The following is a 13,460-nucleotide window of genomic DNA, read 5'->3' as shown; positions in this document are numbered from 1 at the left end:
TGAAAAGCATCCTTAAAAAGGGTGCTTTTCTTACATAGGAAGCACTTCCCCGCTGCGCTAAGCACAACCATATCATTTTAGCAAGGAAGTCAAATCGACGTCGTAAAAATGATTGCAAAGGGAGCACTTCCCCGCTTCGCTAAGCACAACCATATCATTTTAGCAAGGAAGTCAAATCGACGCCGTAAAAATGATTGCAAAGGGAGCACTTCCCCGCTTCGCTAAGCACTACCGTATCATTTTAGCAAGGAAGTCAAATCGACGTCGTAAAAATGATTGCAAAGGGAGGAATGATGATGGTCGAAAGCCGCAGACCGATCACCGTACATAATGCTGTTGAACAGGTCATGCAACAGGTTACACTATTAGACACTGAACAAGTCAAATTAACTGACGCGGATGGCAGGATATTGGCAGAGGATATTACCAGCGATCACGATGTGCCTCCTTTTAACCGTTCACCTTATGATGGTTTTGCGATCCAAGCAGAAGATACCAAAGCAGCAAAAAAACATGCCCCCGTTCGCTTAACCGTGATTGAGACCATCGGTGCCGGTCAAATGGCATCTCAATCAGTTCAAACAGGTCAAGCCATCCGGATTATGACAGGGGCACCCATTCCCGAAGGGGCGGACGCAGTTGTTATGTTGGAAATGGCCTATGAAGCAGGGGACGGGTTGATCGACATCAAGCGTCCTTTCAACGCTGGAGATAACATTTCATGGCAAGGGGAGGATACTCCAGAAGACACCCCGCTTATTTCGTCGGGTCAAAAGATTCATCCAGGCACCCAAGCGGTCATGGCGACTTTTGGATATGCTCAGGTTTCAGTAAAAAGACAACCCATCGTCGGGATTATTGCCACGGGGACGGAATTACTCGAAGTGGATGAGCCGCTTGAACCCGGAAAGATCCGTAACAGCAATGCCTACATGATCTATTCGCAAGTGAAAAAAGCCGGCGGCAGGCCTATCATGCTCGGTCAATTACAGGATGATTTTCAGTCAAGCCATCGAGCTGTCCAACAAGCTTTAGAAAGGGTAGACGTATTGATAACCACAGGCGGTGTATCTGTTGGTGATTTTGATTTTTTACCTGCGATCTATGAGAAGTTAGGGGCTGAGGTGCTTTTTAATAAAGTCGGGATGCGTCCGGGTAGTGTCACAACGGTGGCTCGTTCAGGTGACCAACTTTTATTTGGTCTTTCAGGTAATCCATCGGCTTGTTTCGTTGGTTTTGAATTGTTCGCCGCACCTTATATCAAAGCGATGCAAGGATATCAATATCCATATTTACAAACCATCCGTGCGGTCCTTGACACTGATTTTCCCAAACTTAACCCATTTACACGCTTTGTGAGAAGTCAATTACACCCGACACGTGAAGGACTGGCGGTGCGTTCTGTCGGTCTCGATAAGTCGAACGTGGTCACATCCTTGGCATTCGCTGATAGTTTAATGGTTATACCTGGAGGGGCACGGGGACTTCAGTCCGGTGATCCCGTCGACGTACTGATGTTAAAAGAAGAAAGCGGGACCTTTTTGTGACAGTGAACGTTCTGCAATTCGTCGGCTATAGCAATAGTGGGAAAACCACGCTAATGTCTGAGCTGGTGGAGCGGCTGGTTCATAAAGGCTGCCAGGTCGGTGTCATTAAACATCACGCCCATAGGGATAAGAACCAGTTTCTTAATCCCAATAAGGATACGGGACGCTACCAGCAGCATGGTGCTGCTGTTGTGGGTATGAGTGGTCCCGGGGGTTTCCAATTAGCTAGCCAGTCCCAAATGCCGCTCTCGGCTTATATCCAGTTTTATCAAGAGATTTTTGATTGTGATACGGTTCTTGTGGAAGGCTATAAACAAGCTGAGTACACTAAGATTCTCGTACTCCGTCATCGAGCTGACTGGGAAGCGTTACAGACCTTGGAGAATATTGCTTTAATTGTGGTGCCGGCGGACACTAACTGGCAGCCTGATGCGGCTATACGAGCTATACATAATGATGACCCACAGTTATTGGACACTATAGAACAGATGATGGAGGGTGGTCCGAGTGAATGAAGCGCAGCGTTATCGCGTCATTAATGAGCCTATCGATGTGCAAATGGTGATTGATCAAGTATCCCATCGCAACGCGGGCGCAATTAATACCTTTATCGGAACAGTACGGGAGATGACCGCCGGTAAACAAACCACTTATCTTAAGTATGAAGCCTACACATCAATGGCTGTGAAGCAATTGCAGAAGATCGCTTCAGAAATTAGCGAGCAATGGCCTGAAGCCGAAACGGCGATTGTCCATCGTACGGGTGAGTTAGACATTCAAGATATTGCTGTTGTGATTGCTGTTGCAACACCTCATCGTGCTGATGCCTTTGAAGCTTGCCGCTACGCTATTGAAAGAATCAAAGTGATTGTTCCAATATGGAAGAAAGAGCATTGGGATGATGGGGCCACTTGGATAGGTGATCAGAAGGAAACGGTTTCTTATGCTAATAATGATCAACATGATGGTGGTGAAGAGGTATGATCGAGGTTCTCCTATTTGCCGTTGTCAAAGAACAAATCGGAGCTAGCCGCCTGCAGCTTAATTACTCTGGTTTAACGGTTCGAGACGTGAAACAAACATTAGAAGATGATTACGGACTAAAGGACACTACGAACTTAATGATGGCTGTTAACGAGGAGTATGCGGGGGATGATGTACAGTTACAAGCCGGTGATACAGTGGCCGTGATCCCACCTGTTAGCGGTGGTTAAAAACCAACAAGCGAGCTCTTTTAGTCGCTTGTTGGTTTTTTTGTACTGGATTAAGTTAAAAATATGAGCACAAGGGCGCCGACGATCACGCAATAGATAGAGAAAATACCTAAACGTCCATTTGCCATTACATTTATAAGCCACTTCAGTGAGAAGTAAGAAGCAATCAATGATATAACAAAACCAATAAGATAAGGCATCCATAAGGAAGCCAAATCAGGACTGTTAATCAAATCACTGATCGATAGAATTCCCGTACCGAGACTTACAGGAATATAGAGCATAAATGAAAAACGCAATGCTGTGTCCTGCTTCATACCGCGACCCATTGCCGCAACAATCGTGCCTCCAGAACGGCTGATTCCCGGGATTAACGCAATTGCTTGTCCGAGGCCGACGATCGCGGCATCCTTAAAACTAAGATCCTGATCAGCTTTTCGTCCACGTAAATTCCGAATGATCCAAAGCGCTATACCCGTGATAATAAGAGTGACGCCCACAGTTGAAACCTTGGACAATTGTTCTTCAATAACATCACCGAATAAAACGCCTAAGACCCCAGCAGGGATTGTGCCGACAATCAAATAAATGATGAACATAAAATCAGATTTTGAGGATGCTTCCCTCGTCGTTAGATAGGCAATGCCGTTCTTAATCAACCGGATGAGGTCACGCCGATAAATAATTAACACTGCGAATAATGATGCAAAGTTTACAAAAATTTCAAAAGTGAGCCCTTCCAAATCCATGTTCAATAATTCTTGAATAATAACCAGATGGCCGCTAGATGATATTGGAATTGGCTCAGTGAAACCTTGGACGAGCCCTAAAAAAGCATATTTGATTAATGTAAGTAGTTCTTCCAACTTTGTCTCCCCCAATAATCAATCACAAGTGATCGTTTGTCTTAAAACATCTTATCATATTGTGCTGTTTTTTATGAGATGATGAGAACAATTTTATTTTTTTATCGAAATGAACACATTTGTCTTAGGTGAATAACATGGTGATGAAAACGGTAGTTGCTGGAAAAAGGAGGACATTCAGTGATGGAGAAAGATATTCGTTCCATTTCTTCTGATGAATGGCAAACGTATTTAAATCAAAATATTCAACTCACTTTGGTTGATGGTCAAACATTAAATGGGTTCCTGTCATCCGTTGATAATCGCCAAGTTTATTTACAGATAGCAGGTATCAATCAAGATAGAGCTTTTGGTTACGATGGTTATGGCTACGGCGGCGGATTTCCGGGTGCTGGCTATGGTGGCTATGGTGGCTATCCAGGCGGTGGCTACGGTAGTTTCGGTTACGGCTATCCCGGTGGCGGTTACGGTGGCTACGGTTACCCGGGTGTCGGCTATGGAGGATACGGCGGTGGCTATCCAGGAGGATACGGTTATGGCGGAGGCTATGGCGGATTCGGACAAATTGCCTTTCCGCTAGCAGCCATCAGTGCTTTATCGCTACTCAACTAAAAGATTCTCCAATGAAGGGGAATATACCCTCACTCTGAGGAGATCGCCGGTTATCATTGGTAAGCATTGTGACTGGCGATCCTCATTTTTTTTAGGTCTTATGCATAGGTATAGTGAGGGACGGCTTAACGAATGGAAATTGATGATGGAGTGATGGCTATCCATGCAAACACGTTCGTTTAAAATTGACCAACAATGGCAAATGATTCACGAACCGGATCGGCCGAATGGTTTCGGATTGCTCATTATTGGTGACGTTAACAACTATGTCAATGAGTATCAAAGTCTCTGGACCCAGAATGAGCAAAGGCTCAATCTGTTGTCTAAACTGGTCGAACAGGGTTATACCGTTTTTTATTCGAATCTTATGGGACGTCAATGGGGGAGTCCTGATGCTATTAACTTTATAAGCAAAATTTTCAAATGGGTGTCTAAAGATTGTACATTGAACCCGAATTATCACGTATTGGCCGAGGGAACAGGAGCTATCACTGCATTAATGTTAACGCAACAACATCCCTCGTCTATCCGATCGCTCGCTTTTATTAATCCTTGTTTGGATTTGGAGCAACAACTGAACCATGCCAAGAAAAGCCGTCTACTTTATGACAGTTTAGAAACTGAAATAGCCGATGCCTATTATGTTGAACATTATGAGGATCTACATAAACTGATTCGGGAAGAGCGAAATCTACAAGACTATGATCAATGTCATCCCATTGCGATTTGGCATGATATTCGCCACTTTCATTATCCAATAGATATCCATAGCCGAAACTTTGAAAAAATATGTAAAGAAAAAAATATACCCTTGGAGTTAAAAATAAGTATGGATGACCAACCATTTGCTCGTGAGGAAGGGTTGAAGCATTTCTTTAATAAACATGAGTCTGTATTGAATTGAGGGGGATGTTATGCTGACAGTTGTTTATGGGGGACTGGATGGTATCGGTTTTACGCTCACTCAATATTTACTCGAACAAGAGGTTACACTTGCGGCCATCAGCACCGGCATGAATGAAGATGAGAAGATGGAGGATGAAGAGAATGAGATGGCCTGCGGACGGCATGCGCTATTTCAACCGATATATAGTCAAGAAGCATTTTCTGATGATACGGATGTATCAGATTTATATGTGATCTGCGAACGGTTGTACCGAAATGCTGACACTAGCAAACGTCTGCAGCACATCGAACAATGGTTGGAGACAGTGATGAGCGCAGCTTCTCAAACGATCAAGCATTTGGTTGTTCTATCACACTTAGATATATATGGTGACGCTGTTGGTGATGTCGATGAGCAAACCGCGGTTCATCCTTCTACAGAACAGGGACATAACGCTGATAAACTAGAACAGATGGTGATTCGCCAAGTGTTAAAATATCGCCAGCAAACGCCTGTCGAACAGGTGAATATCATGCGTTTACCCGATGTTAGTTATAACTCAACCACATATGACCCAGGTAGTGATAGAGAAAAAGTAATCAGCACTCTGTACCAAGCAGGGACAAATGATCATTTGTCAGGCGGGATTCATATATTCAATGTTTCAGATCATCAAGTTTATCAAAATAGCGCGGGTGAAAAGGTACGGTTTTTGAATCAAAAGGTTCAATCCTTTTTTATTTCACCTAAAAAAGACGGATAAATAAACAAGCATGCTGGTGACGCATGCTTGTTAGCTACTGCTTTTTAAACATGTTTAATAAAGGTGATAGCTGCTTAATCATCGGCTTGGTCTTATCAACCATTTTAAAGACTTGATCAGCGCCATCCATCAGTTTATTCATATCTAGATTACCGTTATCATCCATGAAAGATGACATCATGGCTTTGATGTCTTGAGTTTGATTTGGTTGTTGGTCCTGTGATTGTTGTTGGGGCGGGGGACCGGTTGGTGGGCCAAAAAACATCATTTGGTTAAACGGATCAACTGGAGGCCCTTGATCATTATTTTGACGAGCCATAGACAAACACTCCTTTTATAATCATTTTTACTACGTGCTTTCCCCCGATGTTAAAATGATATAGTAGTGCTTAGCGCAGCGGGGGAGTGCTCTTTTTATATTGTCGTACTATAAAATATGAGTCATCATTCGATTTGGTTCACTGGAACAGAAGGAAATGCAGCTTGAATGGGAAAAATAGACATATGTCAAGGAATGTTAATGGACAAACCTTATAAAATGAATTAAGATTAGTACCAAGTCATAATAATAAGTATTAACCTTTATTCACGAGAGGAGTGGTCAAAAGATGGGGGCTGGCGTTTTGGGCGTAGGTAAATTTTCTCCCGAGAAAGTCTTAACCAATTTTGACTTAGAAAAAATGGTCGACACATCCGATGAGTGGATTCGGACACGGACAGGAATAGAAGAACGCCGAATTGCTGATGATGATACAGACACATCAGATATGGCCTATTATGCATCAGTTAACGCGATGAAGGATGCAGGCGTTCAAGCAGAGGATTTAGATTTAATTTTAGTAGCCACAGTGACACCAGATTATCCGTTTCCGTCCGTTGCCTGTTTGATTCAGGAAAAGTTAGGTGCTTGGAATGCGGCAGCGATGGATCTCAGCGCCGCGTGTGCCGGGTGTATGTACGGCATGATTACAGCTAAGCAATTCATTGAGTCGGATACTTATAAAAATATTCTTGTGGTTGGTGTTGAAAAACTATCAAAAATCACCAATTGGGAAGATCGTAACACAGCGGTTTTGTTTGGTGATGGTGCAGGTGCTGTTGTTATGGGGCCTGTTACTGATGGCAGAGGTGTGTTATCTTTTGAACTTGGTTCCGATGGCAGTGGTGCCAAGGAATTATTTCAAGACGAACCAGGTATCTATATGAATGGTCGTGAAGTCTTTAAATTTGCTGTCCGGCAAATGGGAGAATCAGCCGTTAATGTTGTGGAAAAAGCGGGACTTACTAAAGGGGATATTGATCACCTTATTCCGCATCAAGCAAATATTCGTATTATGGAGGCTTCGCGTCAGCGTCTTGAATTACCGGAAGATAGAATGGTAAAGACGGTGCAAAAATATGGGAATACCTCGTCTTCGACAATTCCTATCGCTTTGGCTGAAGCGTATGAAGATGGTAGAATAAATGATGATGATATTGTCGTCCTAGTCGGTTTTGGCGGCGGTTTAACTTGGGGTGCCGTCACCTTGAAATGGGGACAATAAATAAAGGAGCGATTGAAACAGATGAATAGGCGAGTTGTTGTTACTGGTATGGGTGCTGTTACGCCTTTGGGTCAAGATGTGGCAACGACCTGGGATCGGCTCATTGCTGGTGAATCCGGGATCGACAGCGTCACTCGCGTGAATGCCGATGAATTTCCCGCAAAAGTTGCCGGTGAAATCCAAGATTTTGATCCAAAGGATTATATGGATAAGAAAGAAGCCCGCAAAATGGATCGTTTTACACAATTTGCAGTGGCAGCTGCGAAAATGGCCGTGAAGGACGCTGATCTTGATATTACAGAGGAGATCGCACCCCGAGTGGGGGTCTGGATTGGTTCAGGTATCGGCGGCATGGAAACATACGAAACACAATTTCGTACAGGTATGGAAAAAGGATGGCGCCGGGTCAGTCCGTTCTTTGTACCAATGATGATTCCTGATATGGCATCCGGGCAAGTGTCCATTCAATTGGGTGCTAAAGGGATTAATTCATGTACGGTGACGGCATGTGCTACAAGTACTAACTCCATTGGAGATGCGTTTAAAGCGATTCAACGCGGAGACAATGATGTCATTATCTCCGGCGGAGCTGAAGCACCAATTGTGAATATATCTTTTGCTGGCTTTAGTTCGGCAAAAGCTTTGTCGACGAATCCAGATCCAAAGACGGCAAGCCGTCCGTTTGATGCGGATCGTGATGGATTTGTCATGGGTGAAGGGGCTGGCATTCTTGTCCTGGAATCCTTAGAATCGGCCCAGGAACGGGGCGCAAAGATTTATGCAGAAGTTGTTGGCTATGGAGCAACGAGCGATGCTTATCATTTAACAGCTGTTGAACCCGGCGGTGATGGAGCTGTTCGTTCGATGAATCAAGCCCTTGATGATGCTGACATGCAGCCAGAAGATGTGAATTACATCAATGCCCATGGGACAAGCACCCAATTAAATGATCCAAACGAAACAGAAGCTGTTAAGACAGCGTTTGGTGAGAATGCTTACAATATTCCTGTCAGCTCAACCAAATCATCTATTGGTCATTTATTAGGTGCATCTGGCGGTGTTGAAGCGATTTTCTCTATTAAGTCTATCGCTGATTCCATCTTGCCACCGACCATCAATTATGACACACCTGATGAGTCGTGTGACCTTGACTACGTGCCTAATGAAGCCCGTAAGCAGAACGTTGACGTTGCTTTAAGTAACTCATTAGGATTCGGTGGCCATAATGCGACAATTATATTCAAAAAATATCAAGATGAATAATGTTTGGAGCATGCCCTATCTGTTAGATGGGGCATGTTTTTTCGTTTGGAAACGTATTTGTGGCGTGGGAAGTGCGCTGTCCCGAGGTTGTCCTGTACTGAAATAAAAGTGTCCCGTACTGTAAAGATTCTGTCCCGAAAATCATGAATCCAGGAACGCACATGTCCCGTTGAGTGTGCGCTGTCCCAAGGTTGTCCTGTACTGCAACAAAAGTGTCCCGTACTGTAAAGATTCTGTCCCGAAAATCATGAATCTTGGAACGCACATGTCCCGTTGAGTGTGCGCTGTCCCGAGGTTGTCCTGTACTGAAATAAAAGTGTCCCGTACTGTAAAGATTCTGTCCCGAAAATCATGAATCCAGGAACGCACATGTCCCGTTGAGTGTGCGCTGTCCCGAGTTTGTCCCGCACTGCAACAAAAGTGTCCCGTACTGTAAAGATTCTGTCCCGAAAATCATGAATCCAGGAACGCACATGTCCCGTTGAGTGTGCGCTGTCCCGAGTTTGTCCCGTACAGCAACAAAAGTGTCCCGTACTGTAAAGATTCTGTCCCGATAACCAAAGGATCCAGGAACGCACTTGTCCCGTTGAGTGTGCGCTGTCCCGAGTTTGTCCCGTACAGCAACAAAAGTGTCCCGCACTGTAAAGATTATGTCCCGAAAATCATGAATCTTGGAACGCACTTGTCCCGTTGGAGTCACGCAGTGCCGCTCTACTCCTCAAAAACTTTAATAAATTGTAAAAATTTTAAATAACATTGCAGGACTTTTATAAAAAAGTACGGAATCTAAATTAAGATTTAATTATTGAAAGGGAGTGACTTTTATTGATCAAAAAGAAACGGACGGTTCCATTGAGAATCTTGCAGGCAGGGGCGTTATTACGGCGTCTTCCAAAACATCACAAAAAATGGACCATTATTTACGATAGTTATAATCGACGAAAGAGTGGGTATGAAGGTGAAAAGTCAATGGACTATCAATTAAAGTTTTTAACTAGAAACAACTATAATATTTATCAGGGACTGCGTTTGCCTGGTGAGGATAACGATTTCCAACTTGATACCTTCGTTGTTACATCTCAATTTGCGGTCATTATTGAAGTTAAGAATATTTCCGGAACTTTGAAGTTTGATAAAGCTTCCGGGCAACTTATCAGAATTACAGAGACAAAAGAAGAAGGTTTTCAGGATCCAATCCCCCAAGTTAAACGCCAGCGATTCGAGTTACAAAGATGGATGCATCATCACAAACTTCCAAGTATCCCCATTGAATATTTAGTAGGTATTAGCAATCCCTCCACACTTATAAAAACCTCTGAAAATAATCATGAGCTATTCCAAGTCCTCTCGCACGTAGATAAAATTCCTGAAAAGATCACCAAAATGCAAGAAAAATATAAACAAGAAGTTATGGACTCGCGAACATTAGGCGTATTTAATCGTTTCTTACTGGAGGAAAACCATCCAACTTCTGAGGATATCCTTGCCATTTATGATGTTACGCCACAGGAGTTGATTAAAGGTGTAATGTGTCCTAGATGCCTTGCACCTATGAACCGGTCTAGCGGTTATTGGATTTGCCGCTCGTGTCACGAACGTTCCCAGGATGCTCACAAACAGGCCATTGAAGATTACTTCTTATTGGTTCGACCAACCATAACCAATAGGCAATGCTGTAATTTCTTACAATTAAACAATCGAAAAATGGCTTGGAGATTACTTTCCGAAATGAATCTTAACCGAACGGGTACAGGGAAAGGTGTTGTTTATCATAAAGGGGAACCAAACGAGAATAGCTGTTGATAAAATAGTCTGTCCTCTTCGTTCGTCCCATACATGTCTCGTACTGTAAAGATTCTGTCCCGAAAATCATGAATCCAGGAACGCACCTGTCCCGTTGAGTGTGCGCTGTCCCGAGTTTGTCCCGTACAGCAACAAAAGTGTCTCGTACTGTAAAGATTCTGTCCCGCAAAGCACGAATCTTGGAACGCACCTGTCCCGTTGAGTGTGCGCTGTCCCGAGGTTGTCCCGTACAGCAACAAAAGTGTCTCGTACTGTAAAGATTCTGTCCCGAAAATCATGAATCCAGGAACGCACATGTCCCGTTGAGTGTGCGCTGTCCCAAGGTTGTCCTGTACTGCAACAAAAGTGTCCCGTACTGTAAAGATTCTGTCCCGAAAATCATGAATCCTGGAACGCACATGTCCCATAGAATTCACACACCACCCATACATCACCGCTCGCACTCATTCAACAACCATTACACACAAAAACATAATCAAAATCCCTAAAGCATACGATGGTAAATAGGACAGGCACAACTCACCAAACTCCATTACCGTGACAGGGATTGGTTCAATATGTTAACTAGAGTCTTTTTTTTATTCGTTGGATTTGGACTAGCTGTATCCGGCGGGGTCACTATCATTGCCTTTCTAAACCTGCTGACCATCGGGCAAAATTATCTTGGTTATTTGCAGTTTCTAACTGACCGCCCCGAAACCTATCTGCTCCTTGCCGGGATTGCGATTATGTGGCTAAGCATCTATTTTCCGAAGTTCAAGTAAATCATGGAACCGAAGTAAAAATAACGAACCAAAGGGAATAAATCCGTCCCCCACTGACCATACTTATTGGCAAATACATAATTAAGAAGTGAGGGACGAACACCATGGAGATGATCGGAGATGTATGGGTCAATTGGTTTGAAGGAGAAGAGAATGGATATAACGTCTGCGAATTTCATGAATGGCGTAAGCATGATTTTATAGAATTGCTTGATCAAGTCCCAGTACTGAAAATTGAAACGCCCTTGTTTATTTATATTGAAAACGGATTGAAAGATCTGCCTCACCAATTACTTGAGGACATCCGTAATAAAAGTTATATTAGAAAAAATAATCAACGCGAAGTCATTGAGTACTGCTTTATCGCAACCGACGGTGAACAACATCTTGTTGCGGATACGTTAGGGTACACACTGCCGATTCGAAAAAGCCGCTTGATACCTCGACAAGAAAAACTCGTCGCGGAAAAAGTTAAAGAAATGGAAACCACTCATTATGACTTTGAGGATGATGAAGAAGAGCAAGAATACCATATCTTATCACCTGATCCTGAGTGGATGCGGGGATTGACACGTAAAGAAAGACAGCTGAAACAGTTGTTGTTCATGGCTATGGATCAATTATATTCTGTTGGCAATCTTGAAGAAATGCGATACTGGTATACGGAATGGTTTCCGAAACAGTATCACGAAAGTCGGACATTATCATTCGAGAATGCTTGGCAACGCCTCTATGATGAAATAAAAGAAGGTTGGTCTAAGCGGCACTATGCGATTTGTGAGCGAATGATTAAAGGACAACCTTATTTTGAAAAAATTTGGGAACTTGAACACGGGGCAAAAGTCAATTAATAATGAGACCCGCCGATAGCCTTCATTAGAAGGAACGGCGGGGGTAAATTTTGATCGGCTAACGCTTTTTGCGGCCTAATCCCATAGCACGTTCTGCTTTGGTGACCATTTTATTAGCGACGTGAGCAGCTTTTTCCGCCCCGTGGTCTAAAATCTCATCCAATTGCTCGGAGGCCATCAACTCGTAATATTTCTCTTGAATGGGCTTTAAGGTGTCAACAACAGCCTCAGCGACATCGGTTTTAAAATCACCATAGCCTTTACCAGCATAGGCCGCTTCAATCTCTTCAAGCGTTTTCCCTGAGCATAGTGAATAAATCGCCATCAGATTGCTGACACCCGGTTTGTTCACCTTGTCAAACCGCACCGTCATATCCGAATCAGTCGTCGCACTCTTGATTTTCTTCATAATTTGTCTTTCGTCATCAAGCATGAGAATAAAGGATTTTTGGTTGTCATCGGATTTGCTCATTTTTTTGGTCGGCTCGGTTAATGACATGATTCGTGCGCCAACTTTTGGAATTCGCGCTTCAGGGATCGTAAAAATGTCATTGTGTTGCTGATTAAATCGCTCAGCCAAATTACGTGTTAACTCAATATGCTGCTTTTGATCGTCTCCGACAGGTACAATATCTGTCTGATACAGCAAAATATCGGCAGCCATGAGTGGTGGATAGGTCAATAGACCAGCGGATACGCCGTCACCTTGTTTTTGCGATTTATCTTTGTATTGGGTCATACGTTCTAATTCACCAACATAACTGACACACTGCAGGATCCAAGCCATCTTAGCATGGGCGGAAACCTCTGATTGAATGAACAAGGTCGCCTTCTCAGGATCGATACCACAAGCCAAATACAAGGCCGCTAAACTCTTGATATTTTCGCGCAGCTTGAGTCGATCTTGCGGAACGGTGATCGCATGTTGATCCACAATGCAGAAATAACAGTCATAGTCATCCTGAAGTTCAGTAAAATGTTTGAACGCCCCTAAATAATTACCGAGTGTGGGACTGCCGCTCGGTTGAATACCGGAAAATATCGTACTCATTATAAATAACCTCCATAATTTTGAATATAAAAAAAGCCCAATCAACCCTAGAAAGGGACGATTGGACCGCGGTGCCACCCTTGATTGCCTCAAAATATATTGAGAAACCACTTAACCGTTTAACGCACGGAAACGCCGGATCCTACTAACCATAGCATAGGGTTCGGGCCGGTGCTAAAAGGCCATTCAGCAACGTTCCACTGCCTGAATCCCAGCTATGACAGGCTCTCTGTAAGTTTCCCGCTTGCCTACTCTTCTTTATCATCGCGCACAGTATTTTACATGATTATACATAA

Annotated in this window: 15 protein-coding genes and 1 other annotated feature; of the genes, 12 read left to right on the top strand and 3 right to left on the bottom strand. The window is 43.5% G+C overall.

What is annotated here, in order from left to right; translation table 11 throughout:
* The first annotated feature begins 296 nt into the window (after nt 1–296).
* Genes B9Y89_RS03965 through moaD form a run of 4 tightly spaced genes read left to right on the top strand, consistent with a single transcriptional unit; the run spans nt 297 to nt 2,761 of the window.
* On the top strand, nt 297–1,547 hold the full coding sequence (locus B9Y89_RS03965) for a molybdopterin molybdotransferase MoeA (RefSeq protein ID WP_085521760.1): 1,251 nt from the start codon (nt 297–299) through the stop codon (nt 1,545–1,547).
* Complete coding sequence (gene mobB / locus B9Y89_RS03960; protein WP_139822708.1) at nt 1,544–2,062, top strand: molybdopterin-guanine dinucleotide biosynthesis protein B; 519 nt, start codon at nt 1,544–1,546, stop codon at nt 2,060–2,062. The genes B9Y89_RS03965 and mobB overlap by 4 nt, the downstream gene beginning before the upstream one ends.
* Entirely contained in the window at nt 2,055–2,531 is a 477-nt protein-coding gene (locus B9Y89_RS03955; protein ID WP_254901176.1) for a molybdenum cofactor biosynthesis protein MoaE, read from the top strand. Before mobB ends, B9Y89_RS03955 begins: the two co-directional genes overlap by 8 nt.
* Nucleotides 2,528–2,761 carry a molybdopterin converting factor subunit 1 gene (gene moaD / locus B9Y89_RS03950; protein ID WP_085521757.1) on the top strand — a complete coding sequence of 78 codons (234 nt, stop codon included), beginning with the start codon at nt 2,528–2,530 and terminating at the stop codon, nt 2,759–2,761. Before B9Y89_RS03955 ends, moaD begins: the two co-directional genes overlap by 4 nt.
* Nucleotides 2,762–2,811: 50 nt before the next feature.
* Here moaD and B9Y89_RS03945 read toward each other — a convergent pair whose 3' ends face one another.
* Nucleotides 2,812–3,627, bottom strand: a complete 816-nt coding sequence (locus B9Y89_RS03945; RefSeq protein ID WP_085521755.1) for an undecaprenyl-diphosphate phosphatase — start codon at nt 3,625–3,627, stop codon at nt 2,812–2,814.
* Between the two features lie 180 nt (nt 3,628–3,807).
* Between B9Y89_RS03945 and B9Y89_RS03940 the strand changes: the two genes are divergently transcribed.
* The 3 genes from B9Y89_RS03940 (at nt 3,808) to B9Y89_RS03930 (ending at nt 5,888) form a co-directional block, all read left to right on the top strand.
* A complete protein-coding gene (locus B9Y89_RS03940; RefSeq protein WP_176222095.1) occupies nt 3,808–4,239 on the top strand; it encodes an LSm family protein in 432 nt (143 codons plus the stop codon).
* A 163-nt stretch (nt 4,240–4,402) separates the two neighbouring features.
* Complete coding sequence (locus tag B9Y89_RS03935) at nt 4,403–5,143, top strand: alpha/beta fold hydrolase (protein ID WP_085521753.1); 741 nt, start codon at nt 4,403–4,405, stop codon at nt 5,141–5,143.
* A gap of 10 nt (nt 5,144–5,153) precedes the next feature.
* Entirely contained in the window at nt 5,154–5,888 is a 735-nt protein-coding gene (locus tag B9Y89_RS03930; RefSeq protein WP_085521751.1) for an NAD-dependent epimerase/dehydratase family protein, read from the top strand.
* Between the two features lie 34 nt (nt 5,889–5,922).
* Here the strand turns inward: B9Y89_RS03930 and B9Y89_RS03925 are convergent, their stop codons facing one another.
* The gene (locus B9Y89_RS03925) at nt 5,923–6,207 is read right to left on the bottom strand and encodes a YppG family protein (protein WP_085521749.1); all 285 of its coding nucleotides are present in this window, start codon (nt 6,205–6,207) and stop codon (nt 5,923–5,925) included.
* 289 nt (nt 6,208–6,496) lie between these two features.
* Here B9Y89_RS03925 and B9Y89_RS03920 point away from each other — a divergent pair, with 289 nt between their 5' ends.
* The 5 genes from B9Y89_RS03920 to B9Y89_RS03895 all read left to right on the top strand — a co-directional run bounded on the left by B9Y89_RS03920 (nt 6,497) and on the right by B9Y89_RS03895 (nt 12,113).
* On the top strand, nt 6,497–7,432 hold the full coding sequence (locus B9Y89_RS03920; protein WP_085521747.1) for a beta-ketoacyl-ACP synthase III: 936 nt from the start codon (nt 6,497–6,499) through the stop codon (nt 7,430–7,432).
* Nucleotides 7,433–7,453: 21 nt separating this feature from the next.
* Entirely contained in the window at nt 7,454–8,695 is a 1,242-nt protein-coding gene (fabF, locus tag B9Y89_RS03915) for a beta-ketoacyl-ACP synthase II (RefSeq protein ID WP_085521745.1), read from the top strand.
* Between the two features lie 825 nt (nt 8,696–9,520).
* Nucleotides 9,521–10,498 (top strand): nuclease-related domain-containing protein, encoded by a 978-nt coding sequence (locus B9Y89_RS03905; RefSeq protein WP_085521742.1) that lies wholly within the window; start codon nt 9,521–9,523, stop codon nt 10,496–10,498.
* A gap of 557 nt (nt 10,499–11,055) precedes the next feature.
* Nucleotides 11,056–11,262 (top strand): hypothetical protein, encoded by a 207-nt coding sequence (locus B9Y89_RS03900; RefSeq protein WP_085521740.1) that lies wholly within the window; start codon nt 11,056–11,058, stop codon nt 11,260–11,262.
* A 104-nt stretch (nt 11,263–11,366) separates the two neighbouring features.
* Entirely contained in the window at nt 11,367–12,113 is a 747-nt protein-coding gene (locus tag B9Y89_RS03895) for a DUF3603 family protein (RefSeq protein WP_085521738.1), read from the top strand.
* Nucleotides 12,114–12,171: 58 nt separating this feature from the next.
* Here the strand turns inward: B9Y89_RS03895 and trpS are convergent, their stop codons facing one another.
* Nucleotides 12,172–13,164, bottom strand: a complete 993-nt coding sequence (trpS, locus tag B9Y89_RS03890; protein WP_085521736.1) for a tryptophan--tRNA ligase — start codon at nt 13,162–13,164, stop codon at nt 12,172–12,174.
* A 50-nt stretch (nt 13,165–13,214) separates the two neighbouring features.
* Nucleotides 13,215–13,438: a binding site (T-box leader), on the bottom strand.
* Nucleotides 13,439–13,460 lie beyond the last annotated feature (22 nt).

It is taken from the genome of Tuberibacillus sp. Marseille-P3662 (genome assembly GCF_900178005.1).
GTDB lineage: Bacteria > Bacillota > Bacilli > Bacillales > Sporolactobacillaceae > Marseille-P3662.
The sequence above is the reverse complement of the archived record's forward strand: the minus strand, read 5'-3'. Positions and strand labels throughout refer to the sequence as shown.